Annotated in this window: 22 protein-coding genes and 3 pseudogenes; 12 read left to right on the forward strand and 13 right to left on the reverse strand. The window is 53.0% G+C overall.

Going from position 1 to position 23,231, the window contains the following annotated elements:
* Window positions 1–11: 11 nt before the first annotated feature.
* Window positions 12–320 carry a transposase gene (locus KTE_RS34090; protein ID WP_201377694.1) on the reverse strand — a complete coding sequence of 103 codons (309 nt, stop codon included), beginning with the start codon at window positions 318–320 and terminating at the stop codon, window positions 12–14.
* 287 nt (window positions 321–607) lie between these two features.
* Here KTE_RS34090 and KTE_RS34095 point away from each other — a divergent pair, with 287 nt between their 5' ends.
* Window positions 608–1,759 carry a PAS domain-containing sensor histidine kinase gene (locus KTE_RS34095; RefSeq protein ID WP_201389560.1) on the forward strand — a complete coding sequence of 384 codons (1,152 nt, stop codon included), beginning with the start codon at window positions 608–610 and terminating at the stop codon, window positions 1,757–1,759.
* Window positions 1,760–1,861: 102 nt separating this feature from the next.
* Here the strand turns inward: KTE_RS34095 and KTE_RS34100 are convergent.
* A pseudogene (locus KTE_RS34100) lies at window positions 1,862–2,254 on the reverse strand (IS200/IS605 family accessory protein TnpB-related protein); the annotation flags it as partial.
* Window positions 2,255–2,844: 590 nt separating this feature from the next.
* Between KTE_RS34100 and KTE_RS34105 the strand changes: the two are divergent.
* Window positions 2,845–4,008 carry an RNA-guided endonuclease TnpB family protein gene (locus KTE_RS34105; RefSeq protein WP_201389562.1) on the forward strand — a complete coding sequence of 388 codons (1,164 nt, stop codon included), beginning with the start codon at window positions 2,845–2,847 and terminating at the stop codon, window positions 4,006–4,008.
* A gap of 335 nt (window positions 4,009–4,343) precedes the next feature.
* Here KTE_RS34105 and KTE_RS34110 read toward each other — a convergent pair whose 3' ends face one another.
* The 3 genes and pseudogenes from KTE_RS34110 to KTE_RS34120 all read right to left on the reverse strand — a co-directional run.
* Window positions 4,344–5,999 carry a diguanylate cyclase gene (locus tag KTE_RS34110; RefSeq protein WP_236600790.1) on the reverse strand — a complete coding sequence of 552 codons (1,656 nt, stop codon included), beginning with the start codon at window positions 5,997–5,999 and terminating at the stop codon, window positions 4,344–4,346.
* Between the two features lie 5 nt (window positions 6,000–6,004).
* Entirely contained in the window at window positions 6,005–7,084 is a 1,080-nt protein-coding gene (locus KTE_RS34115) for an APC family permease (RefSeq protein ID WP_201389574.1), read from the reverse strand.
* Window positions 7,045–7,341 (reverse strand): annotated as a pseudogene (locus KTE_RS34120) (RNA-guided endonuclease InsQ/TnpB family protein); the annotation flags it as partial. The gene KTE_RS34115 and the pseudogene KTE_RS34120, both read right to left, overlap by 40 nt.
* Window positions 7,342–7,398: 57 nt before the next feature.
* Here KTE_RS34120 and KTE_RS49075 point away from each other — a divergent pair.
* On the forward strand, window positions 7,399–7,905 hold the full coding sequence (locus tag KTE_RS49075) for an IS630 family transposase (RefSeq protein WP_236600299.1): 507 nt from the start codon (window positions 7,399–7,401) through the stop codon (window positions 7,903–7,905).
* Window positions 7,836–8,411 carry an IS630 family transposase gene (locus tag KTE_RS49080; protein WP_236600298.1) on the forward strand — a complete coding sequence of 192 codons (576 nt, stop codon included), beginning with the start codon at window positions 7,836–7,838 and terminating at the stop codon, window positions 8,409–8,411. The genes KTE_RS49075 and KTE_RS49080 overlap by 70 nt, the downstream gene beginning before the upstream one ends.
* Here KTE_RS49080 and KTE_RS34130 read toward each other — a convergent pair.
* Both KTE_RS34130 and KTE_RS34135 read right to left on the reverse strand, forming a co-directional pair.
* Entirely contained in the window at window positions 8,408–9,307 is a 900-nt protein-coding gene (locus tag KTE_RS34130) for a transposase (RefSeq protein ID WP_236600791.1), read from the reverse strand. The genes KTE_RS49080 and KTE_RS34130 overlap by 4 nt on opposite strands.
* A gap of 213 nt (window positions 9,308–9,520) precedes the next feature.
* Entirely contained in the window at window positions 9,521–9,724 is a 204-nt protein-coding gene (locus tag KTE_RS34135; RefSeq protein ID WP_201389576.1) for a hypothetical protein, read from the reverse strand.
* Window positions 9,725–10,936: 1,212 nt separating this feature from the next.
* Here KTE_RS34135 and KTE_RS34140 point away from each other — a divergent pair.
* Both KTE_RS34140 and KTE_RS34145 read left to right on the forward strand, forming a co-directional pair.
* Window positions 10,937–11,255 (forward strand): annotated as a pseudogene (locus KTE_RS34140) (DDE-type integrase/transposase/recombinase); the annotation flags it as partial.
* Window positions 11,256–11,657: 402 nt separating this feature from the next.
* Window positions 11,658–12,716 (forward strand): NAD(P)-dependent alcohol dehydrogenase, encoded by a 1,059-nt coding sequence (locus tag KTE_RS34145; RefSeq protein ID WP_201389578.1) that lies wholly within the window; start codon window positions 11,658–11,660, stop codon window positions 12,714–12,716.
* Here the strand turns inward: KTE_RS34145 and KTE_RS49985 are convergent.
* From KTE_RS49985 to KTE_RS49990, 3 genes are read right to left on the reverse strand one after another with little or no spacing between them, the layout of a single operon-like run.
* Entirely contained in the window at window positions 12,641–12,994 is a 354-nt protein-coding gene (locus tag KTE_RS49985; protein ID WP_374226854.1) for a helix-turn-helix domain-containing protein, read from the reverse strand. The two genes, KTE_RS34145 and KTE_RS49985, sit on opposite strands and share 76 nt — an antisense overlap.
* Before the next feature lie 4 nt (window positions 12,995–12,998).
* A complete protein-coding gene (locus tag KTE_RS34150) occupies window positions 12,999–13,388 on the reverse strand; it encodes a hypothetical protein (protein ID WP_201389580.1) in 390 nt (129 codons plus the stop codon).
* 41 nt (window positions 13,389–13,429) lie between these two features.
* Window positions 13,430–13,618 carry a TIR domain-containing protein gene (locus tag KTE_RS49990; protein ID WP_374226855.1) on the reverse strand — a complete coding sequence of 63 codons (189 nt, stop codon included), beginning with the start codon at window positions 13,616–13,618 and terminating at the stop codon, window positions 13,430–13,432.
* Window positions 13,619–13,906: 288 nt separating this feature from the next.
* Between KTE_RS49990 and KTE_RS34160 the strand changes: the two genes are divergently transcribed.
* Window positions 13,907–14,695: an IS5 family transposase gene (locus tag KTE_RS34160; protein ID WP_201389584.1), complete on the forward strand. Its 789-nt coding sequence runs from the start codon at window positions 13,907–13,909 to the stop codon at window positions 14,693–14,695.
* A 779-nt stretch (window positions 14,696–15,474) separates the two neighbouring features.
* Here KTE_RS34160 and KTE_RS34165 read toward each other — a convergent pair.
* From KTE_RS34165 to KTE_RS48070, 3 genes are all read right to left on the reverse strand, one after another.
* The gene (locus tag KTE_RS34165) at window positions 15,475–16,731 is read right to left on the reverse strand and encodes an MFS transporter (RefSeq protein WP_201389586.1); all 1,257 of its coding nucleotides are present in this window, start codon (window positions 16,729–16,731) and stop codon (window positions 15,475–15,477) included.
* 105 nt (window positions 16,732–16,836) lie between these two features.
* Window positions 16,837–17,415 (reverse strand): IS630 family transposase, encoded by a 579-nt coding sequence (locus tag KTE_RS48065; RefSeq protein ID WP_236600253.1) that lies wholly within the window; start codon window positions 17,413–17,415, stop codon window positions 16,837–16,839.
* Window positions 17,352–17,843 (reverse strand): winged helix-turn-helix domain-containing protein, encoded by a 492-nt coding sequence (locus tag KTE_RS48070; RefSeq protein ID WP_236600252.1) that lies wholly within the window; start codon window positions 17,841–17,843, stop codon window positions 17,352–17,354. Before KTE_RS48070 ends, KTE_RS48065 begins: the two co-directional genes overlap by 64 nt.
* Window positions 17,844–18,089: 246 nt before the next feature.
* Between KTE_RS48070 and KTE_RS34175 the strand changes: the two genes are divergently transcribed.
* The 5 genes from KTE_RS34175 to KTE_RS34195 all read left to right on the forward strand — a co-directional run bounded on the left by KTE_RS34175 (window position 18,090) and on the right by KTE_RS34195 (window position 23,093).
* The gene (locus tag KTE_RS34175; protein WP_201389588.1) at window positions 18,090–19,634 is read left to right on the forward strand and encodes a DNA-3-methyladenine glycosylase 2 family protein; all 1,545 of its coding nucleotides are present in this window, start codon (window positions 18,090–18,092) and stop codon (window positions 19,632–19,634) included.
* Window positions 19,635–19,934: 300 nt separating this feature from the next.
* The gene (locus tag KTE_RS34180; RefSeq protein ID WP_201389590.1) at window positions 19,935–20,558 is read left to right on the forward strand and encodes a TetR/AcrR family transcriptional regulator; all 624 of its coding nucleotides are present in this window, start codon (window positions 19,935–19,937) and stop codon (window positions 20,556–20,558) included.
* A 154-nt stretch (window positions 20,559–20,712) separates the two neighbouring features.
* Window positions 20,713–21,507, forward strand: coding sequence for an ABC transporter ATP-binding protein (locus tag KTE_RS34185; RefSeq protein WP_201389600.1), 795 nt, complete (start codon window positions 20,713–20,715; stop codon window positions 21,505–21,507).
* Window positions 21,504–22,325, forward strand: coding sequence for an ABC transporter permease (locus tag KTE_RS34190; protein ID WP_201389602.1), 822 nt, complete (start codon window positions 21,504–21,506; stop codon window positions 22,323–22,325). Before KTE_RS34185 ends, KTE_RS34190 begins: the two co-directional genes overlap by 4 nt.
* A gap of 18 nt (window positions 22,326–22,343) precedes the next feature.
* Entirely contained in the window at window positions 22,344–23,093 is a 750-nt protein-coding gene (locus tag KTE_RS34195; RefSeq protein WP_201389604.1) for a hypothetical protein, read from the forward strand.
* The last annotated feature ends 138 nt before the right edge of the window (window positions 23,094–23,231 follow it).

Here is a 23,231-nt window from a genome sequence, read left to right on the forward strand (position 1 = left end):
TTGGCGCGGTCTTACTTTCCCCCCAGCAGCCGCGAAGCTTTTTTTAAGATCTCGTTCTGCACCGTCAGTTCGCCAATGATCTTTTTGAGGTCATCGGGCGACTCTCCTGGCTCGTAGCCTTGACTGATGGCTTTCTGCTTCGGGTTGCGTTTGTCCACAAACAGGTCCGGCGCTTTCTCCTGGAATTCCTGCCGCCAACGGATCAGTTGGGAGCGCGAGACGCCAAGCTTCTGACAGACCGCCTCCAAGGTGGTGTCTCGTTGCAAGCTTTCCAGCACAGCTTTCACTTTGAACTCGGCAGTATAGGTCTTCTTTTCCATGAGGCCCATTCCTTTCATGGTTTCATCTTCCTCTGCCTAGGATACCACATACCGGACAAACATCTGTAAGAGGCAAAAGCGAAACCCAACGCATCAGTAAGTGTGCACCAACCATAATGTTCGCTCTCGTTGAAGCCAGGCATCCATGCTGGAATGGTCTCCTTTTTGGAGCGTCTGTTCAGCTTGGATGGAACTCCTATAGTACTAAGGAAAGAGATGCATCTTACAATGGGGAAGAGATTGATGGAGACAGAAGCGCTTCCCTTTTTATCCAGGAAGGTAGTTGCATGCAGCATGAACCATATGGGGAAAGCCAGCAACCTTTCGGACGTCTTAATGGTCTTTTTGCCAAGAACCCGGAAGCTCGTGACTTTCTTGCCCAGGCTATTTTAGACTCAATGACGGTCATGATGGCAGTTCTGGATACCAACGGAAGAGTTCACATTGTCAATGAAGCATGGAGACGCCAGGCGCGAGAATCCTGTTCACCTGACCAATTGGCACGTACCGGGATAGGGATGAATTACCTGGACGTGTGTAAACACGCACAGGGAGCATCTGCTGAAGAGGCTCCAGAAGCTTTCGCAGGTATTGAGGCGGTCCTGGGAGGAAGACAATCCTCATTTACTTTAGAATATCCCTGTTTTTCGCCAGCGCGGCAGAGTTGGTATCTGATGAGCGCCACCCCTCTTCCAGGAAATGCAGGGGCGGTGGTTGCCCATATCGATATTACCGAGCGCAAACAGCTCGAGCAGCAAAAAGATATCTTCATCGGTATGGCAAGTCATGAGTTGCGAGCGCCATTGACTGCCTTGAAAGGTTTAACGCAACTTGAGAAAAAGAAAAGTGAAAAGCGCGGTTTAAGCGAGTCTCTCCGTTTTCTGGCAAAGATGGAGAGACATATTGATCAATTGACAAAGCTTGTCACTGAGTTATTCGATGTGGCAAAAATGCAGGCAGGGAGATTGGACTATGTCAAAGAACCTCTTGATCTGGATGCGTTGATCAACGAGATTGTTGAAACGGCACAACTGACGAGCCCAGGTCATAGGTTAACGATTCATGGAGCCTCGCATGCGACAATTAGTGGGGACCGGGACAAACTTGGACAGGCCTTTACCAACCTGTTGAGCAACGCCATCAAATATTCCCCTCAGGCAGACTATGTGGATATCTCCCTGGAGACTGTGCAAGATGGAGCTTTTGTGCGCATCCAAGATGTTGGGATTGGTATTCCCAAGGAGCGCCAGGACCGACTCTTTGAGCGTTTCTATCGTGTTGATACCTCCAAGCAGAACTATGTTCCCGGACTCGGTCTGGGCTTATACATTGCACATGAGATCATCAAGCATCATGGAGGAGAAATCACGGTGAGCAGTGAGGAGGGGAAAGGATCAATCTTCTCAGTTTCGCTTCCTTTGCACGTATCCGCCACGTAGGAGACCATTCCAGCATGGGTGCCTACTTCAACAAGCCAGATGCGCTCTACTTTCTATCGGTAGAGAACTCCTACAGTTCACCTGAACAATGACAAGCATTGCTCAGTTTGTGGGAGCACCCACTGGACGGACTGCCACGCCCTCTATCCCTTGCCCGAAGGAGTTGGGGATTGCTTTTCGGATGATATTGAGGCTCCCGTTCACATCCGCATTGATACGTTTCCCGTTGCTGGCACGAAATAAGCCTCGTTTGATCCGCTTCCCCACATAACGCTCATGATGGCAAATGGGTTCTAGGTCAAGAAAGCTGCACTTGCTCGTGTGGCTTTCTTCTTGCAAAATGACGCCTATCCCAACCATCTCGGCTTTGTAGGTAAGCATGTCGATGAAGCGAGCAAAAGGAATCTGCACAAACTGTTGATTATTCCGCTTCCCCATGTTGATCTCTTGCTTCCATCCATCATTTTTGCCAATGACGAGTGTTCCAATGGTTTCAATATCCTGTCTCTGGGAAGTGCAGCGGCGTAACAGTGCCAGGCGATAGGGTTGATTTTGGTATGAGGTATCCCGAAATCCGGCTTCTCTCCGAAGAAATATCGACGCGGCTGGCGCAAAGGCCCCTGTAACCTCTTGAGTGAACGGTAATTTGAGTTTGAGAACCACAGGAGCCGAGAGTACGAACTCCTTCATACCTTGATCAGCTTTCCAAGCGGCTTGAGGATGATCGTTACTACCGAGTGAGTGTGGTTGTGCTTTCCATTGACATCATTTGAGACATTCATAACTGGATGTCATTTGTTCTGTTTGAGAGCAGGAAGTGCAGAATATGCGTCAGAAGAAGATCTTCAGGAGAATGAAGAGACACGTTGCGAGGAAGAAGCTCTGCTTCCAGGCATCTTCAATGCGTGCTTCTCTGTATTTTTCGTTGCAGAAAGTAAAAAAGAGAATTTGACAGTTCTCAAAAATGTATGAAAACGGGGAAAAATACTGGCAAGGATAAGACATTTTTCTTTCATTGGCACCCCAGAAGAAATGTTCTAAAATAGAGCGAAGAAGGTGTTAGCATATTTCAGAAGTAATGGGCAATGATTCGCGCACATAAAATTCGCTTGCATCCCACACCGGAACAAGCCAACTATTTTGCCAGAGCCGCAGGAACCAGTCGCTTTGTCTGGAACTGGGCGCTTGCAGAATGGGAGCGACAGTACGCAGCCGGGGAAAAACCAACCGCGCTCAAGCTCAAGAAGCAGTTCAACGCGATCAGGCGCGAAGAGTTCCCCTGGACGTGGGAGGTCACGAAGAACGCCTCTGATCAGCCCTTTCTGGACCTGGGGAAAGCGTTTACCGCCTTCTTTGAAGGCAAGGCCCGTCGCCCTCGCTTCAAGAGCAAAAAGCGAAGCAAACCAAGCTTTTATCTAGCCAACGATCAACTGGAATTGAAGGACCACCATATCTGGATTCCCAAGCTCGGGTGGGTCAATATGGCAGAGAACCTGCGCTTCAAAGGGAAGGTGGCAGGCGCACGCATCACGAACATCGTCGATTGGTGGTTCATCAGTATTACCGTCGAAGTCGCCGATCGACTCCCAGACCCAAGGAAAGCAGCCGTAGGGATCGATGTTGGCTTGAATCGACTGGCCACCTTGAGTACCGGGAAGGGATACGAGAACCAAGCATTCCTCAAAACGGCGCTCAAGAAGCTGCGTCAGGCCAACAAGCGACTGCATCGCCGCAGAACGGGGTCAAAGAACCGCGAGAAAGCGCGCAGACACGTGGCACGTTTGCATTACCAAATTGCGTGCATGCGCGACGATGTGCTTCACAAGCTGACCACCAGGCTAGCTAACTGTTATGGGATCATTGGCATTGAAGACCTTCACCTGCATGGGCTCCTCAAGAATCGGCGATTGTCCCGCTCGTTCTCGGATGCTGCGCTTGGGAAACTCTTGAACCTTTTGACGAGCAAGGTGCAGCAACGTGGCGGACAGGTCATGAAGGTGGGGCGCTTCTTTCCCTCAAGCAAGACCTGCCATAGTTGTGGGTGGAAATGGGAAAGCATGGAGTTGTCTGATCGCCTCTTTCTTTGTCAAAACCCCACCTGTGCCTATTATCAGTTGCCACAAGATCGTGATCACAACGCTGGCCTCAACATTCTGGCGGAAGCCCTTCGCTTGATCGGGCTCATTGATCAAGTCGTCACCGGTATTGGCTCAGACGATGACGTAAACTTGGCTGTGGACGCGGGGTAAGACCAAAAAGGCCTTGGAGGTCTTGAGGCACCTACGGATGAAGCAGCAACAACAAAAGATGGATGAGAACTATGCTTGCATACGTTTTCCTACATTAATTGGAGCAGGCTGATGCCCTCCTAGCCTCCTTTCCGCGCTAATAGTTCAAAGAATTTCTTCCATCATCGCTCTCTATGCTGCGGTCATATTATCGTATCATCATCAAGCCAGGAGAGCCTACAAGAACGTTACCATTGTGATCTCATAGCGTAGCTGTGCGTCTTGGTTTGCTTTCACTCAAAGAAGAGGGAATATGGGGGAGTTGGCTTGCTTCGAAGCGTTTCTTGCCTCATGGACTATTCTTGCTCAATGGATGCCCTTAGCCGAGGTTGCTGTTGTCTCTGGCGCTGACGGAGAGACCAGACATCCAAAAAGGCTTGCACAACGTTCGGATCATATCGTGTTCCTGCTCCCTGTATGAGTTGTGCACAGGCATCTCCCTCTCCTCTTGCCTCGCGATCTGCGCTTGGCGAGGTCATTTCATCGAAGGCATCGATGACCGCTACAATGCGCGCGAGGAACGGTATGCTCTCGCGTTGCAGTCCTCTCGGATGGCCACTCCCATCCCAGTGCTCATGGTGGGCGGCAACAATAGGAGCAAGGAGGGAGAAGATGCCACCTGCCTGAACCAGAATAGCGTGTCCAATGGTGGGATGAGCCTGTATTGCATCCTGCTCCTCTGCGGTGAGTGGTCCCGTTTGGGAAAGAAGCTCCTCAGATACCCCCACTTTCCCCAGGTCACGCAAGAGAGCCGCAAGACGTACCATTGCCACCTCTTTGGCACTACACTTCATCCGCTTCGCTATTGCCTCTGTCAGCCCTGCCATCCGTTGCCCGTGTGTATATGCCTGGGAATCTCGTGCTTGTAAGAGGGCCAACAACGCTTGCTCCGTCATCGTCTCCATCGAGGTCAGCCCTTCTGTCTGCCCTTCCCCGCTGGTTGTCCATTGCCCTTGCGTGCCAGCGATACAGACGCGATTGCCCCCGTGTTGCTTCGCTTGATACATGGCCTGATCTCCCCGATGAATCAGGTCCTGATATCTGGTGGCATGGATTGGGTACACCGCCATACCAATACTCGCTGTCACACGTACGCTCACAGGAGATGACAGGTGTTCGTCTCTCCACACGAGCACTTCTTGTTCAATGCGAGCGCGGAGTTGGTTGGCAATGTGTGCCGCCTCCTGGGCGTTCACGGCAAACAAGAGCACCATAAATTCCTCGCCTCCATAGCGTCCAGCGACATGGTTCGTATCAAGCTCTGCCATACATTGCTGTATGCTCTTGCCTATCTGATGGAGGAGGGCATCCCCAGCGCGGTGCCCCCACATATCATTGATCTGTTTGAAATGATCCAGATCAAGGAACAGCACCGCACAGCCTGCTCCTTCCTCCCGGCACCTGGTGAGCAAATGTTCCAGTGCGCTCATCAATGTGCGGTGGTTACAGAGCCCTGTGAGGGCATCACGTTCTGCTCGTGTTACCTGCTCCCGGTATAGCCTGTCTCGTTCTTGCAACAATTCCTGTTGCCGTTGCACCAGATGCTGTTGGCGCATATATGCTTGGGTTACTTGTGCTCGCAGGGCATTGTTCTGACGTATTTCCTGACTCAGATCATGTGCCAAGCGTCCCTGGTGAGAGACTTCTGTGCAAAGCCATCCAATCCCCACCAACGATCCAGTGCTCACCACGAGTGCCAGGCTCCATTGAGGGGTGGAGAGCCATCGTGATGCCCAGGAGGTGGTGAGCACCAGGGCAGTGCTCACCAGGGTGACAACGAATCCCAGCAGTGTCATTCCCAGAGCGAGATGTGTGCTCCGCCGACCTGGGGGACTATGGCGGACAATCCTGCTCCAAGCCAGTGAATGTCTGCTTATGAGCATCCAAATGACGCATCCAAAGAGGATCAGTGTGGCTATCGACCAGACAAGAGCCTCAAGTGCTTGCAGCACAAGATTCACAGGCTCGCTGAGAGGGAGTACCCCAAGAGGGGAAGGAGGAAGGCCATGACGGTAAAGAGCAGCGTGCAACAAAGTGCTTGTGTCACTATCCCAATGAGAGGCACATGGTGGCGAGAGAGGCGGGGCAGCGCGAAAGGAAACAAGCGATCCTGTGCCATGGCGATGAGAAGACGGGAGAAGATCAGCAGAATCACAACAGAGGTGGCAATCTGGTTGAGGATAAGCATGACCAAGACCACATTACTGCATGTTGGTCCCCAGACCGTACGTGTCGCAATCACCATCGCCGTCATGGAGGTTGCCTTTTCTGGAGGAACGACCACCATGACGCCGAAGGTGGCGGCAAGATAAGCCAGCAAGATACAGGCGCAGCCCCACCAGAGGAAGCGCCCGGCCCGTTGTCGTGCGACCTCATCACCACGCACTTCATTGCCCATGATGAAGGGCCAATCTATGCCCATAAATGCCCATGCCACGATGCCAAAGATCCCTATGTTTCGCGGAGAGGGCAACCAGGCATGCCAGCTCTGCCATATGTGGAGACCGATGACTGGAGCATGCCCTTGCATAAGCCACCATCCCCCGGCCAGGCCCACCAGAAAAAACGTTGCGACAGGCAAACCAGCGGCTGCAAATAAGAGATGTTTCAAAGAGTGCAATGGGATCAGGGCGAGCATGGTTGTGACGAGCAAGAGGCACATTTCTCCTCCATAGGAGATAAGAGGAGAGCGAAACCATGCTGGGAGGAGCAAGAGTGCTGCTTGAAGGGTCGTTACAATGATGGTCATTCCAAATAACCAGGTACAGACGCCTGTCAGTTCCGCTAGGCGTCCTCCTACGATCTGTTTGATCCAGATGTAATGTCCGCCATAGAAAGAGAGCCACCGAGAGAGCCAACGCACCACTACCGCCATCGGAATCAAGAAGAAGAGGCCAAGCACCCAATAGAGCAAGGTAGCCGGACCGGCAAGTTGAACGCCACTGATGCACGTGAAGAAGAGAGTGACGACTCCCCACGGCTCAAGCCGGGGGCTTCTCAGGAGGCTTGCGCTTCCTGATGGCTCCGTCCGAGCCAAAGAGCTTTTATGTTGAGAGCGGCGTTGTGGTCTCTATCTCGTTCACAGCCACACTCACAAGAATGCCAACGTTCTGAGAGTGTCTTCTTGCGAACCGTGCCACAACTGCTGCACACTTGACTGGTATATTTGGGGTCAACTAACACCACCTGCACCGTACCAGCGTTCTCAGCTTTGTACTGACAAAAGGCGATGAATTGATTCCAACCAGCGTCCAATATACTTTTATTCAAGCCAGATTTCGCACTGGCACCATTATTGACCTGAGCATGAGGATCTAAAGTGAAGCACGATGCGAGCCGATGAACGGAGGTATGAGCAAGAAAGAACCCCTTCCCAAAGATTGGCGCGAAGGTCGACGACTGCGTGCCTGGCAACTGTATCAGCAAGGCTGGAAACAGAAAGACATCGCCGAGGCCTTGGGAGTCACTGAAGGTGCGGTGAGTCAATGGATGAGTCGAGCGAAGCAAGATGGTCCTGATGGGCTGCGCCACCAGCCACCACCAGGTCCCCAACCTAAACTGACTGAGGAACAACGCGCCCAGTTGCCTGACCTGCTGGCCAAAGGATCCGAGCACTATGGATTTCGCGGTGAGGCCTGGACCACGGCTCGGGTGGCAGTGCTGATCAAGCAGCAATTTGGTGTCAGGTATCATCCAGCCCATTGTAGCCGCCTCCTTCGCGCAGCCAAGCAGAGTGTGCAAAAACCGATTGAACTGGCCACCCAAAGGAATGAAGAGGCCATCAAGGCATGGAAAGAAGAGCGCTGGCCTGCCCTCAAAAAAAAGCAGAGCAAGAAAAGCGGCAGATCGTTTTTGTAGACGAGGCGGGCTTTTATCTCTTGCCGATGGCGGTACGCACGTATGCTCCTGTGGGCCAAACGCCGGTCCTGCGCGTGCCGCTGACGTATGACCACATCTCGGCTATTGGTGCGCTGACTCCCGAGGGGCGTCTCTTTATGCAGACCCAAGAACGCTCTTACAAGGGACCAGATGTGGTGGGGTTTCTGCGACTGCTGTTGCGCGAGATCCCAGGCAAGTTGCTCGTCATCTGGGACGGTTCCACCATCCATCGCTGCCAGGCCGTCAAAGATTTCCTGGCGCAAGGCGCTGCTGCACGCATTCACCTGGAACGTTTGCCTGCCTATGCACCCGAGTTCAATCCCCAGGAAGGAGTCTGGAATCTGCTTAAACGTCGTGAACTCAAGAATCGCTGTTGCAAGGATCTGTCTGAGCTTGAGCATGAACTGCTGCTCGCCCGTGCAAGGCTCAGGCATCGCAAGCAGGCTCTGCGTCACTGTTTTGCTCATGCCGGCTACTCTCTTTAGGTTTTTATGCTCAGATCAATAGGAAGATACTTACCTGTCTCTGCGTCTTGCTTGGGCTTGGCTCGTTTGGAGAGGTTAGAAGGCGCGATATCCTCAAAAACGATGGTTTCGTAGGTGTTGACCAAACGACGCGACCACTGATGCAGATAGTCTTGCCTCTGATTGCGAACCTTCCTATGCAGCTTTGCTACACGCTGTATAACCTTCTTACGACGCTTAGAACCCCGTTTCTTTCTCGACAGACCTTGTTGAGCTTTGGCGAGCTTCTTCTCTGCTTTGCGAGAGTGGCGTGGGTTTTCAATCACGTCGCCAGTGGAGAGGGTTGCCAACTTCGAGACCCCAAGATCAATACCCACGGCATCATCGATGTAGGGCGTGCGTGGGCAAGCTTGCACTTCACAGGCCAAACACACGTACCAGCATTGCCCCTCTCGCTTGATGGTACATGTCTTCACAGTGCCAAGCACCTCACGGTGTAGCTTGAGCTTCACATGCCCAATTTTGGAAAGCTCAATCCGCCCATTCTTGAGGGAGAAGCCGGCTTGTGGGTACGTAAAGCTATCGTAGTGATTGCGCCCCTGAAAGCGTGGGAATCCTGGGGTCTCATGGTTGTTCACACGTCGAAAGAAGTCTTTAAACGCTTTCTCTACCCTCTTCAGCACATCCTGCAACACCTGAGAGTGGATGTCCTTGTACTCTTCCCTGATCTCCTTGATTTGAGGGAGTTGATTGGCTTGCGCATTGTAGTTTGTGCCCTTGCCAGTGTACTTATACATCTCTCGACGCTCTTGTAAAGCGGCATTGTACAGCTCGCAACATCTAGCAAGAGTCCAATCTAGCTTCTCACGCTGATTCTTGGTGGGGTAAAGGCGAAACTTAAAGGTCTTGAGAGCCATGCGGTTTCACCTGCTCTTTCTTGAGGGCTTCACCTACTAAGCGATCAAGCACTTCTACCATGCTTTTCTTTTGCAGAGCCGCAAGAAGTCTCAAGCTGTCGTGTGTTTTGACCCACATCTTGATAGTCGTTTGTTCTTCTCTATGTCTCTTCATGGTTGTAATTATACAACATTGTGAGCATAAATACAAGTGTAGCGTTCTCCCCTACCACCCTATCCACCCACAAAAGGAACGGCCCTCATATCCCTATGGCTAAAGCCAAGGGTTTTACGGGCCGGTTTGATAAACAACAGCAGGAGGCTGGTGAGATCTCGCATCCCCAGTTCTTGAGGAAACCCCTCACTCCTTAGAGCCACCACGGTGGCTCTTGCCGCATCGGCTTCTGCTGCTGACGTAGTCTCCGTGTTCTCTTCCATTGGCCTACTAACTTCATGGTTCATTGCTGGAGGGTGTGCTGATCGTCCTTGCTGTCTTGTGACCAGAGAGGGTGGGAAGGCTGATGGAGCGGTGATAGGCTTCCTCCCTTCCAGCCGCTGATGAGATCCCCTGAGAGTTCTCGTTCACCCTTGATAGCTAGGTCTTCCTTTGTTCCTCTCTCCCGCTATTATTATGCCTCTTCTTTCCTATTTTATTTTTGCCTTTTGTGTTTGAGACTCACCAGAGCTGAGAGCATGAACCCTTTTGCCCTTTGATCAGTTTTTCGCGCAGCCTGGAGATGATCTTTTTGGCAGATGGTAGACTTTCTCTCTCTCCAATTGGTAGGCTTTTGCGAAATTGGTAGACTCTTCAGTGGAAGGTAGACTTTTCGTATATACATGGTAGACTTTTCAGCGAATGGTAGGTGCTGCCATAATATGCCTCTGGACCATCAATTTGCTCTGGTTTCATGGGAACAAGAACACGCGAAATGATGGCTAATGGATGGCACAACCAGAGATTTTAGTCGCATCGAAGGAGGTGTGATGCATTGGCTTGAGGCGCTAGCTTATGAGGATGTTGCTGAGAAGAAGAGGGAGACAACTGACAGCTCAATCGTTTTTTTTGAGTATGACAGCCAAACTGACAGCTAAGCCGGTAGACAACCACAGACATCCAGATAAAAGCGTAGAGAATGTGGCTTGAAATGAGCACGCAGTAGACAGTGATGGACGTTGGTAGACAGCTACCCTGCAATTCTGCTCCTGCGGCTCGCGCCAGATCGGGCACGTCGAAAGGGAAGAGGGTTCGTATCTGCTCTAGCGTTGGTTTTTTCTTTCGATCAATCATCGTTCTACCTACCTGCTTTTGAGTGAGTTTTGCATTCCAAGTTCTTGTTGTATTCCTAGTCCCTCTTTTGTCAGAACGGGAGGGAGGCGTGAAAGCCGTTCATGAAGGAAATGAGCGTGGCAAAGCCGGAGTGGAGATCAGGGATGTCGAAGACCATCAGCCAAGGCAAGAGCAAGCAGTAGAAGACGTAGGCTGGAGAATGAGTCGCAGGTTGTTCAGCAGGTTTTTCCATCCCTGCGCCTGATCCCACCACACATGCTCATTGAAGGAAGCGATACAAGCAGTCTCCTAATATAAGACAATAATATCTCTGCCTTTGCCGTTCCCTGGTAGGCTTCTGTGTTTTCAGTTCTGACACAACCCCTCGTGTCATCATCACTGATAAGCTCAGAAGTTATGGTGCGGCGAAACGCGAGATCCTGCCTGGTGTGGAGCATCGTCAGCACAAACACTTGAACAATAGAGCAGAAAACTCACACTAACCCACCCGACTGCGTGAAAGGAAAATGCGGCGCTTCAAATCAACCCGCACAGGCCCAACGCTTTCTCTCCACCTTTGGCCCCATTGCTGGGCATTTTCAACCGCGACGGCACCGTTTGCGTGCTGGAGAATATCGTACCATTTCCCAGGACCGCTTCCAGCAATGGAATGAGGTGGCTGGAGTCAAGCAGGCTGCATAACGATCTATCTTCCCCAATTTCACTGCCTTGCTGTATTTTTCTTCTTTATAGCTCAACAATACACTGCATTCCTACAAGCAAGTTGACAATACCGGTGCAGTTGCTCCTGCCAGGCGGCAATCTCATTCCACATAGCTCCTCCTTGTTATCGGCATAGCTACATTATCGGCGCAGTTTTTCGGGAGATCGCGTCCACAACTCTGCCGATAATATACCACGGGGAAGAGGAAACTGTGCCGATAAGCCCCCTTTGCGGTCCAGTTGGAGGCAAGAGATAACCGCTCGTGTTTGTTTATGTGCGTATACAAATCGTAGGAAGACGCCATGAAACTCAGCCAATCAGAACAAGAACAAGAACAAACGCATCTGAATGCAAAAAGGACATATCCCAAGGAGAACACGATGTCCAAAATCCATGCGTGGGCTGCTCATGGTCCCGGACAACCCCTCGTTCCCTACGAATACGAGGCTGGAACGCTTGGTCCAGAGGAAGTTGAAATCGCGGTAGAATCCTGTGGACTCTGCCATTCTGATCTTTCCATCCGCAACAATGATTGGGGCATATCAACCTATCCCTGCATTCCTGGTCACGAAGTCATCGGTCGCGTGGTCGCCTTAGAGGAGCATGCCAAAGGGCTGACCATTGGTCAGCATGTTGGACTTGGGTGGTCTGCCCAGAGTTGTTTGCACTGTCACGAGTGTCTTTCAGGCAATCACCATCTCTGCAGCCAGGTTGTCCCTACGATCGTTGGCCACTACGGCGGCTTTGCTGAACGGGTACGCGCTCAGTGGACCTGGGCCATTCCATTACCTGATGCATTAGATACAAGCGCAGCAGGTCCTCTCCTGTGCGGTGGTATCACGGTCCTCTCACCTTTCCTCACCCATGATATCAAACCCACTCAGCGCGTTGGGGTCGTCGGCATTGGCGGACTCGGTCATCTGGCCCTGAAGTTTGCAACCGCCTGGGGCTGTGAAGTGACCGCTTTGACCTCTAGTGAGTCTAAATATGAAGAAGCAAGATCCTTTGGTGCTCACCGGGTTCTCTCTAGCCGGAACTCGGAAGAGATTCGTGCCCTGGCTGGTGCTCTCGACCACGTGATCGTCGCAGTGAATGTCCCGCTCGATTGGTCGGCGTTGATCGCCACGCTTGCGCCTCAGGGACAGTTACACATTGTTGGTGCCGTGCTGGAAGCAATTCCAGTTGCAGCCTTCGACCTGATAAATGGTCAGCGGAGCGTTTCAGGATCTCCCACTGGCTCACCGGTCGCTATTGCGGATATGTTGAACTTTGCTGCGCGTCATCACATCGTACCACTAGTTGAGCATTTTAAGATGAGTGATGTGAATGAGGCTTTTGCCCGCCTGGAATCAGGCAAAGCGCATTACCGTATTGTGCTCGACGCGGACTTTGGAAGCACGGGAATTGCGCCCACTGATCGAAGGAAAATCCTGGGTTGAGGGTGGAGTGTCAATCCCAACATTATCCTGGCGGGCAGGCTGGGATTGACCCGATTTTGAAGAGTATCTGAAGCGAAGGGGAGAAGGGCGAGTATCTCTTGTCTCGGGGAGGAATCACTAACAGCACAAAAACCTTGATTGTTATCTGCACGGGTGGTGACTTCCTTACTCACAATTGCTATAAAGGCGGATATGGGTGTGAGCTTTCCCTGTTGCACCAGGTCTTGCACCCATCCTACTGATACTTGCAGATACTTTGCCACCTGCTGTATCGTCATTCTCTCATTTTCCGCTAGTGGCTTCGTTGGCTGTTTCACTTTTCTGCCTCCTCCTCCTCTTCTCCTTCAGCTTGGTCACATAATATTCATGATGGTAAACAGATCGTGTATTCTCTGGATTGTAGGTCCTGGTCTTGCTCTGACCTACTTGATCTAAACGATACTCAAACTTGTCCACCTGGACGCGAGGGAAGTACAATCGTTTCCCTTGAGAGGGACCTTCTTTGAGTATCAACTTACCCGTCTCGTTGTCGCGCATATAGGCAGTCAACCTTCCATCATTAATGTAATGGGGAAGTGACGTCAAAGGACAGCCGATTTTATCTGCCGCCTCTCGCGACGTATATGCATCTTCTAATTTGAGTTCCTTGGCAGCTTCATCAAATCCGCTCACTAACCAATTCTCCTCTGTAATTGACGAACATTTTCTTGCTATTAGGCTGGGCGTAATATAATAGGTAAAATAGTGGCTCTACTGTGCTTCTGCCTTTCCAAGGATTTTTGTATTTTTACGCTGTAACAATAGTTTGATGCTATAAAATCTGGGCTGATGAGTAATAGAGTGATATCAACAGTATTAATTTGTGTGTTGGTTTCCGATTCCCAATTCATGCCTGGCTCAATTTCACGATTGTATCAATCCTGAATGCTTCAAGGGTCGTAAATAAATATCAAGTTTTTCTCGCAGGCCTTTATCTTTGCGTGAGTAACAGTAAAAAAACTCTTACTGCTTTATTCTATTTTGCAAACTCCATTTGTCAAATCCGCCTTATTTGTTACATCTTTCTTTAATTTAGTAGAAAGTTATGTAGCTGTCAATAAGGCCTGCTTTTTATATCATTCTGTCTGGTATTCGCTTTGTTAGAGCCTGTTTGAAAAGGGGCAACCAGTCAGGTGAGATACACTTGAGAGATGAAAACAAACCAAATCTATCCCACAGATCTGACGGATGCCCAATGGTATTGTATCAAAGACCTGATCCCACCAGCCAAACCGGGAGGGCGACCCAGAACCTTGCAGATGCGAGCCGTGATCAACGCGATCCTCTCTGTGGTTGTCACAGGATGCCAATGGCGGATGCTCCCCAAAGAGTATCCCGCCTGGCAAAGCGTGTATGCGTACTTTCGTGCGTTTCGCCGCGATGGGACGTGGCAGCGCATTCACGAGACGTTGCGTGCGCAGGTTCGTCGACGCCTTGGTCGTCACAAGCACCCAACGGCAGGATCTCTCGATAGTCAAAGTATGAAAACGGCTCAGGGACCCGGCATTCGTGGCTATGATGCAGGAAAACATGTCAATGGCCGCAAGCGCCATATACTGGTCGATACGTTAGGCTTGCTCATGGCCGTTGTGGTCACGGCAGCCTCAATTTCTGATGCGGCGGGAGCCAAGCTGCTGCTCAAGCGCCTGGGTGGAGCGTGCAAACAGCTCCGCCGGATCTGGGTCGATGGTGGCTATCGCGGCCAGTTGCTTGAATGGGTGATCCTGCATTTTCACTTTGTTCTCCAACCAGTGCTACGTAGCGATGATCAGAAAGGCTTTGTTGTCCTGCCCAGACGCTGGGTCGTCGAACGAACCTTTGCCTGGATTACCCAATGTCGTCGCTTGGGAAAGGATTACGAGACATTGACAGAAAGCAGCGAAGCTATGATCTACATTGCTATGACTCGCTTGATGATCAGACGCTTGGCGAGAAAATGACCTTTTCAAACAAGCTCTGAGCTCGACTTTGTACAAAATTTTCTTTGGCCAACGAGTGCCTTGAGGCTCTCCCCATCGAAAAGAGCTTCTGAAGAGCCCTGGGAAGCCTGCAGCAGGGAAAACGCGGGACCAGTTGCCTTTTTCAACGTCACCTGCACCAGCCTGATGTGGAAAAAGTCGACGAGCAGAGAAGCACTCTGTATTCCGTATCATACACAGACGGCTTGAGAGGCCTGCTGATACATTCACTGTCGGAAGCTGACCTCGGCGGGACTCGCAAAAAATGTACAAAGTCGAGCTCAGCTCGACTTTGTACATTTTTTTGGAAATGGCAGATCAGCATTGCTCACAGATGCCATTGCCTCCCAAGCCTTGAGAAGGGTATTTGCAGGCTCTCAAGCTGTGTGCGCATCAGTTCTTCAGCATTGGGAAACATCCCAACCAGAGGCTGATGTTGGAAAACTCCTGGCCAGAACGAACACCTGAAGAAGCAAATAGGCGAGGCGTAGCCTGGGAAGCCAAACTGACACATGTTTCCGAGAGCAACTTGTTCTCTTTCATTCGCTCAAAATGTACAAAGTCAAGCTGAGAACATGCATTTCTGGCAGATCTAACGGCACGACTATTCCCTCTCCTCTGAGGGCTTCTTTTGTGGTATGCTGCTGCGTTGGCAAGACTTGTTTCCCTTGAAGTCGCTGTTTATGGGATCAGCATATCAAAACCCAAAAACGCTACGTTCAGCTTTGGATGTGTTGACCCCAGAACGCTCTCGTGAATGGTCAGAGCTTTCCTTCCTCTGCCTCCAAGGATGGTCTTGCTGGCGAACGAAGCTGCTTGATGGCAGACCCAAACATGCCAGGAAGCCCTACCAGGGCTGCCGAGAAGCCTATCATCGCTGGTATCCCTAAAACCGAAAACAGCACCCCGGCTCCTCCGCTAGCCAGTGGACCAGTGCTTTGCATCAATGTGCGTAAGAGGGCGAAGGTACGTCCGCGTAGCCGCTCAGGAATAATCTGCATTCGCAGCGTCTGTGCCCAGATGGTGAGTGGTGCGCTGAAAAAACCAAGAAAGGTCAGTCCAGCTATGGTTCCTCCGATCCCTGGTGAGAGAAGCAAGAGGACGAGAGATACGCCTGAGAGGACTTGTGCCAGGCAAATCAACAGGCCCAGGGAGAGCGGTAACACGAGACTGCCTGCTAGAATGGAACCAATGACCTCACCGCCTGCCAGCACACCCAGTAACAGGCCGTACAGGTCAGGCCCACCTTGTAGCGTCTGAACTGAAAAGAGCGGAAGCCACACCGAGAGAAAGCCTTCTCCTACATTAAACAACATAAACATCAGGGTTGTAGAGAGAAGCACCTGGTTTTGCAACAGGAGGGAGACGGCATCACGGAACCGGTAGGTTGCATCAACCACCTGCGCTCGTGTGTTGTGCTCGACTTTGACATTCACTCTCGTCAAGGCCAGAGCAAAGGCCACGTAGGAGAGTGCATCAATCACGATCACCGAAGGCGCGCCGAATCTGGCAATCAGTAAGCCCGCGACTGGTGGGCCAATCACGCCACTTAACGTATAGCTCAGGGTTTCCAACGCATTCGCGGTCGCTAATTGAGACTGGGAGACGAGGCCAGGAATGAGAGAAGGTCCGCCGGCCAATGAGATCATCATGAAACATCCGTATACACCTGCAACCAGGTAGATGTGCCAGAGGACAAGATGACCGGAGAAGTAGAGAACGGGAATTGAGGCAACAACAACCCCTCGAAACACATTATCGGTCAGCATGACTATCCGCCGGTCAAAGCGGTCTAAAAGCGCCCCGGCAAATAATCCACCAACTACTACCGGGCCGGTATAACAGAGGAGCAATATGCCAATCGCCCGGGGTGAGTCAGTTGATTGATACACAAACCAGATCAGTGCGATCCGGGTCATCGCATCCCCAACCGCCGAGAAGGTAAAACCAAACCAGAACCTGCGAAAAGACTCGTTTTGGAAAAGAGTACGATAGTTTTCCACTTGCCATCGTGACATAGAAGAACCTCCAGAGATTGTATTATTGGTGATCCTGTGGCCTCAAGCCGCTCTCCTGGAGGGCCATTAGCCGATCAGCCTCCTTATTGACCTCGTGAGAAACAACTAAACCTCATCAAGAGCATAGGCAAAGCAGTGTTGAAGAATGGTTCGTCGATGGCGAAGACGCTCTTTGGCACGCACGAGTTCCTGACGCAGGTGAGCCAGATCCCGACAACACAGATTCTTGAGTTCGCGACGTTTGAGCAGGTTCCACACCTGTTCCTGCGGATTCACCTCAGGGGCGTAGCCAGGCAAGCGTTCCAGATGCACCCGTTTGCCCATCGGACTTGAAAGAAACTGCTTGACCACCTCTGCGCGGTGGATGGGAGATCCATCCCAAATGACCAGGAGTGGGCCCGAGATCTTGCGCAACAACATCCGCAAAAAACGCACGACATCCTCGGCGTTGTATGCCCGCTCTTGCATCTGCATGAAGAGCCGTCCGGTCTTTGTGATCCCTCCAATGGCGGAGAGATGATCGCGCGTCAGCCTCACACGCAGCACTGGTGTCTGCCCTCGCAGAGCATAGGTTCGCACGACCATCGGCAACAGATAAAAGCCCGCTTCATCGACAAAGACTATCGTGCGGCGTTCCTGCTCGGCTTTTTTTTTAGATGGGGCCAGCGCTGCGTTTTCCAGCACTTGATCGCTTGCTCATCGCGTTGGGTGGCTCGTTCGACCGGTTTCTGCATGCTGTAACCCAGCTTACGTACCAGATACCCACAATGATCGGGGTGATAGCTCACTCCAAACTCTCGTTTGATCGCCACCGCCAGTCTCCGGCTATTCCAGATATCCCCGCGAAATCCATAGGCTGACGCTCCTTTCGCCAGCACGGCTGGGATTTGGGCTTGCTGCTCTGCCGTCAAGCGGGGCGTGGCTCCTTTCGCCGGATGCGCTTTAAGCGCTTCTTCCCCTCCTTCTCTTCCACTTGTCATCCACTGGCTCACCGCTCCCTCCGTGACCCCCAGAGCTCCTGCGATATCTTTTTGTTTCCATCCTTGTCGTTTCAGTTCCCAGGCGCGTTTGCGCCTCTCTTCTCGCCAATCGGCTTTCTTTGGTGCTCCCATGCCTCCTTTAATCGGCTCGATCCGCTCAAACTTTAGCTCTCTCTCACGAGGTCAATAGTTTACATGGAACACTGAGGAAGAGCTGGCAACTTTCAGCCATGTTCACTTTTCAAACGCACCTCTCGACCAGATCTCAGTAGGGGTAACTTTTGCGCACGAAGAAACCACCTGCTTTCTCCATGGGTTGCGCACAAGCATGTCCGAAACGTGCTAGTTTCTTCACTGCCCCTGGGGTACCATACCAGTATGGAAACACCACACCTCATCGCTGACTTCGATCTCTGTTATAAAGCTATGCGCAGTCGTGATACTCGCTTTGATGGACAGTTTTTCGTAGCAGTGATCACAACCGGGATCTATTGTCGGCCCATTTGCCCGGCACCGATGCCCGCAGCCCAGCATGTTCGCTTCTATTCCTGCGCAGCTGCGGCAGAGGCCGCCGGGTTTCGAGCGTGTCGTCGATGTCACCCTGAAGCCAGTCCGGGCTCTCCCGAATGGAACCTGCGGGCAGACCTGGTTGCACGAGCGTTGCACCTGATCGCTGAGGGCGTGGTGGATGGGGAGGGCGTTCCCGGACTGGCACGGCACCTTGCGGTGAGCGAGCGCCATTTGCATCGAGAACTGCTGGCTACAGTAGGCGTTGGCCCGCTCGCTTTGGCGCGGACCCGCCGCGCTCAGACCGCACGCCTGTTGATAGATCAAACCGATCTGTCGCTGACAACCATAGCCTTTACAGCCGGGTTCTCCAGTATCCGACAATTTAACGAGACCATGCAGGCTACGTTTGGATGTCCGCCCTCATCTTTTCGTCGCAAGATTTTCCCTCCCCAGAGCGGCGAAGGAAAGCTCACGTTGCGTTTGCCGTATCGCCCCCCCTTTGAGAGCGCGACCTTGTTAGCCTATCTGGAGAGCAGGGCGCTGCCGGGAGTCGAGGAAGTCACCAACGGATGCTACCGACGAACCATTGTGCTTCCACAATCCCACGGGATCATTGAATTGGAGCCGAAAGAAGCAGCCAATGTGGTCTTGCTTCGCCTCCAACTCTCTGATTTGAGCGATCTGAGTCTGCTTGTGCAGCGATGTCGGCAGTTCTTCGATCTAGATGCCGACCCCGCGATGATCGCTGAGGTGTTAGGAACGGACTCTCTCCTGGCCCCGCTGGTCAATGCTCGTCCCGGATTGCGCCTTCCTGGAGCCATAGATGGATTTGAACTTGCTGCCCGTGCGATTATCGATCAGTGGATGCCGGTCATCAGTGCCCAAACCGTGTCAAGGTGGCTGGTAAGGGGGCTTGGGGTACCTCTAGACAAGCCAGTTGGAACGCTCTCATACTTCTTTCCATCTCCACAACTTGTGTCAGGAGCCAACTTGCAAGAGATCGGTCTCCCCGGAAAGTTGGTGAATGCTCTGCAAGCACTTGCTCGTGAGGTCGTTGAGGAGAAGTTGGTCCTATCCCGAGACGCGGACCGCGAGCAAACCGTGACCCGGCTGCTGCGTCTTCCGGGGATGGAGCCCTGGACAGTCTCCTTCATTGCCATGCGAGCCCTGGGCGACCCGGACGCGTATCCACCTGGCGATCTCGGTCTCCAACGTGCATTCGCACATCACAGGCTACCTGTAGATACACGTACTCTCAAGAGACACTCTGAGGCATGGCGCCCATGGCGTGCGTATGCACTTCACCATTTGTGGGCGAACCTTCCACCTTTTCAATCAGACGAGCGAGCGGCGCAACAATGCCAGTCTTCCTCTTTTCCCCTTGTTGCGGATGCTCTGCCAGGAGACTCTTAGTCTCATAATGGTGCTGATTTGCACAACAGAGAGGAAGGCGACCGTTACCCGCCAGGGGTTAGCTCATTCAAACCGTGGTGTGCCGCTCTCGCCTTTGTATGTGCTGCCCCCTTTCTGTTCTTACCCGCTTCAACGAAAGGCAAGCCTCTTCCTCCCTTTCTTTGATCCATTTTTCTTCAAATTCCCCCGGAAGGACGGAGAGCCCCATTTTTCTCCTCCTTGACAGCATTTCTGTGCCTGTGCTATTCTCTCGGTAGAACTTACTGATCGTTTAGTAATTTGCTGAGGAGCCGTGCCATCATGGAACAACCGGTGAAGCAACAGGTGGAGCCTGCATCCTCCCCTGTGGACCAGGAAACCCGGCGGCAGATTTTGACCAAAGCGGCAGATCTGTTTCTGGCGAAAGGCTATAAAGGCGTGTCCATGAAAGAGATTGCCGAAGCCGTCGAGGTCACATCCGCCGCCTTGTATTACCATTTTCCTAAAGGTAAGGAAGATCTCTTCACCACGATGATCCAGGCCGTGTTTGTGGACGAGGGCGTGGCCGGGATCGATCGGGCTCTTGCCGCGACCCAGGATGTCCGAGAACGGTTGACGTTGCTCACCGCTGCGTTGCTCTCCCTTCCCCTTGACGAGCGCTTGAGCATGCTGTTACGCGATGCCAGGGAACATCTCAAGGACCCGGAACACCAGCAGGTAATCCTGTCCTTGCTTGACCGGATCAGACAGCAGGTCACGGGTCTTTTTCAAGCTGCCCACGATGCGGGAGTGATTCGCTCTGATCTGCCAGTTAACGTCCTGGTTGGTCTCTACATGGGCATGCTGCGGGAGGCGAAGAGACTGCCAGGGACGCATCCGGCGGCCTCCCTGGTCAGTGTGCTGTTCGATGGCATCGCGGAGCGGGAGCAACGGCCTCTGCCCTGATATATTTTTCGCAGCAACTTACTAAACGATAAGTAATCTCTCGACACGCGCATCTGGTCGAGAGAGTCTCTTCTTCCAGAAAGGAATGATTGCACCATGAGATCCCATGGTTTCTCCGTCCTCCCAGGTGGGAGGCCAACACAAGGAGGTGCCTATGTCCCTTTCTCCTGATCGACTTCCGGCATCCCAGACGCGACCTTCCACGGGTTCGGCTCCAGACAGCGCCTCGGGCGCCTTCGCCATTGAGACGCATGGCTTGAGCAAGCATTTTGGGAAGCTGACCGCCGTCGATGGACTCACCATCAGCGTTCCTGCAGGAACCATCGCTGGTTTTATCGGTCCCAATGGGGCCGGGAAAACGACCACCATTCGCCTGCTGCTCAGACTGGTCCGACCAGACGCAGGAAGTGCAACGATTTTGGGCCAGCCGCTGAGCAATTCGCTTGGCTATCTCCCGCGTGTTGGGGCACTGATCGAAGCGCCTGCCTTCTATCCGAGTCTCTCCGGGCAGGCCAATCTGGAAGTACTTGCCCGCCTTGGCGGCTACCCCAGTTCCCGCGTGCGTGAGGTGCTCGACCTGGTGGAGCTTGCTGATCGAGCGCGTGACCGTGTTGGGAGCTATTCTTTGGGCATGAAGCAGCGGCTCGGGGTCGCTATGGCGCTGCTTCCCGATCCCGACCTGTTGATCCTGGGTGAACCGGCCAATGGCCTCGATCCCCTGGGCATCATCGCGACCCGCGATCTGTTGCGCCGTCTGCGCGAGCAGGGCAAGACCATCTTCCTCAGCAGCCACTTGCTGGGAGAACTGGAGCAGGTCGCGGATTGGTTGGTCATGCTCCATCAAGGCAAGGCGCTCTACAATGGCCCCGCCCGCGCTTTCCTGGACCAGCATCACGGGGCCAGTTTTGAAGAGCGTTTCCTGGCGCTGGTGAAAGGAGAACACCAATGACCCTTCTAACTCCCATCGTGCGCGTGTTTCGCAGTGAGCTGCTCAAGTGTCGCCGCTGGAGTATGTTCGCCGGGGCAGGGATCATGCTTGTTCCCAGCGCCTTTTTTGCCTACCTGACCTTCCATCAAATCACCTCTGGCGCCACTGGATCGGAGGTAGCACCTCTCGCCCAGGCGTTTCCCACCTCGCTGGGGCTGATTACGATGGTGGGACAGGCGCGCTCATTCATCATTGTCGTCTCGCTGATCATGGTCACGGTGAATCTTGCTGCTGAGTGGTCCCAGGGCACCTGGCGCAACTTGCTGGTGCGCGAGCCTCGCCGCCTGCCTCTGCTCGTCGGCAAAATGCTGGCATTGCTGCTCTTTGTGCTCTGTTCCATGACGCTGACCCTGGTTGCAAGTAGCGTCCTTGTTCTCGTCACAGCAGGCGCACAAGGAGTCCAGACCGCTGCCTGGACCTCGTCGGCAGGGCTGAGTGCCTGGCTTGCCTTCTTTGGCAACGAGGTGCTCTGTCTCGTCGGGGTTTGCCTGTTGGGCATGCTGATCGCGGTCCTGACGCGCTCAACAGGCATAGCAGTTGGAGTCTCCCTGGCCTACGTCCTGGTCCCGGAGGGCATCATTGCGATGGTGTGGAATGAGGGATCGAGGTGGTTCCCGATCCGCACCTTCAACTTTTTGCCCGGCTCGGTGTTTCCCACCGACGTTGGTCCCATCCCTCCCCAGGGCTATGCCGCTGCCTTGCTGGTCGCGGCTCTGTGGATGACGGTCTTTGTCGTGGGCAGTTTCGTGGCCTTCCGACGGCAAGATATCAATGCATAGCAGAGGAAAAGAAGCGTCATGCCTGCACACATACCTGGAAACGAGTTCCCTGAGCATACATCCGCAGCGATGCATCTGGAGCACAAGGATGAGGAAAAGCATGTGGGGGTGATCGGCAATGAGCGGCTCACGGCGCTGGTCAGCCTCGTACTCCTGGTGCTGATCATCGTGGAACTGGTGACGTCAGCGTTCCTACGCATCTGGCTTCCCGCCCATACCGTTGTCGGAGTCCTGCTTGTTGGCCCGCTCCTGGTGAAGATGGGCTCAACGGGCTGGCGTTTTCTGCGCTACTACACCAGGACACCCGCCTACGTACGCCGGGGACCGCCGCCCCTGGTCCTGCGCGTGCTCGGTCCGATGCTGCTCGTCACCACCCTGGTGATGGTTGGCAGTGGGATTGGACTTGTCGTAACCGGCCCGACCCAGCCGTTCCTTCTGGCACATGTGTTTAGCGCACTGCCCTGGCTTCCGTTGATGGCGGTCCATAGCCTCGCGCACCTTCAGCAGGTTAAGAGGCGCCTCGCCGATGACTGGAGCACCCAGCAAGGTCCTCGTTCCCAGATTGGACGCGGACTGAGGCTGGGCGTGAACCTTGGTGTATTGTTGCTCGGCGTCATCGGGGCATGGCTCCTGTTCCCTGCGGCGATCCCGTTGTTTGCGTGGAGTCAGGCGAATGTAATTGGCGTGGGTCCGTTCCTCGTGGGCATGGGTGCTGCTCTCCTGGTGGGGCTGATCACCCAGCCGTGGAAAATGGAGAAGGTTGGTTAAGGGGGCGTAGAGGCGGGCGCTCTCAGTGCGTCGGGTCTGCTCAAAGGGATGCAGACTCGACGCGCCATCGCTGTCTTTTTGTTCCGTCTCATTTCTTTGCAGGAGCCAGGTGATGAAGGCATATTCTCAGGATTTCCG

The organism is Ktedonobacter sp. SOSP1-85, from assembly GCF_016587415.1.
In the GTDB taxonomy this organism is placed as follows: Bacteria; Chloroflexota; Ktedonobacteria; order Ktedonobacterales; family Ktedonobacteraceae; genus Ktedonobacter.

Excerpts from the sequence above, each read along its gene's own strand:
- KTE_RS34190 (WP_201389602.1), top strand. The coding sequence starts at position 21,504 with ATGACCCTTCTAACTCCCATCGTGCGCGTGTTTCGCAGTGAGCTGCTC.
- KTE_RS34105 (WP_201389562.1), top strand. The coding sequence starts at position 2,845 with ATGATTCGCGCACATAAAATTCGCTTGCATCCCACACCGGAACAAGCC.
- KTE_RS34130 (WP_236600791.1), bottom strand. The coding sequence starts at position 9,307 with ATGGCTCTCAAGACCTTTAAGTTTCGCCTTTACCCCACCAAGAATCAG.
- KTE_RS34145 (WP_201389578.1), top strand. The coding sequence starts at position 11,658 with ATGTCCAAAATCCATGCGTGGGCTGCTCATGGTCCCGGACAACCCCTC.
- KTE_RS34095 (WP_201389560.1), top strand. The coding sequence starts at position 608 with ATGCAGCATGAACCATATGGGGAAAGCCAGCAACCTTTCGGACGTCTT.
- KTE_RS34135 (WP_201389576.1), bottom strand. The coding sequence starts at position 9,724 with ATGGAAGAGAACACGGAGACTACGTCAGCAGCAGAAGCCGATGCGGCA.
- KTE_RS49985 (WP_374226854.1), bottom strand. The coding sequence starts at position 12,994 with ATGACGATACAGCAGGTGGCAAAGTATCTGCAAGTATCAGTAGGATGG.
- KTE_RS48070 (WP_236600252.1), bottom strand. The coding sequence starts at position 17,843 with ATGGGAGCACCAAAGAAAGCCGATTGGCGAGAAGAGAGGCGCAAACGC.
- KTE_RS34165 (WP_201389586.1), bottom strand. The coding sequence starts at position 16,731 with ATGTCACGATGGCAAGTGGAAAACTATCGTACTCTTTTCCAAAACGAG.
- KTE_RS49075 (WP_236600299.1), top strand. The coding sequence starts at position 7,399 with ATGAGCAAGAAAGAACCCCTTCCCAAAGATTGGCGCGAAGGTCGACGA.
- KTE_RS34185 (WP_201389600.1), top strand. The coding sequence starts at position 20,713 with ATGTCCCTTTCTCCTGATCGACTTCCGGCATCCCAGACGCGACCTTCC.
- KTE_RS34180 (WP_201389590.1), top strand. The coding sequence starts at position 19,935 with ATGGAACAACCGGTGAAGCAACAGGTGGAGCCTGCATCCTCCCCTGTG.
- KTE_RS34090 (WP_201377694.1), bottom strand. The coding sequence starts at position 320 with ATGGAAAAGAAGACCTATACTGCCGAGTTCAAAGTGAAAGCTGTGCTG.
- KTE_RS34160 (WP_201389584.1), top strand. The coding sequence starts at position 13,907 with ATGAAAACAAACCAAATCTATCCCACAGATCTGACGGATGCCCAATGG.
- KTE_RS49080 (WP_236600298.1), top strand. The coding sequence starts at position 7,836 with ATGGAAAGAAGAGCGCTGGCCTGCCCTCAAAAAAAAGCAGAGCAAGAA.
- KTE_RS34175 (WP_201389588.1), top strand. The coding sequence starts at position 18,090 with ATGGAAACACCACACCTCATCGCTGACTTCGATCTCTGTTATAAAGCT.
- KTE_RS34195 (WP_201389604.1), top strand. The coding sequence starts at position 22,344 with ATGCCTGCACACATACCTGGAAACGAGTTCCCTGAGCATACATCCGCA.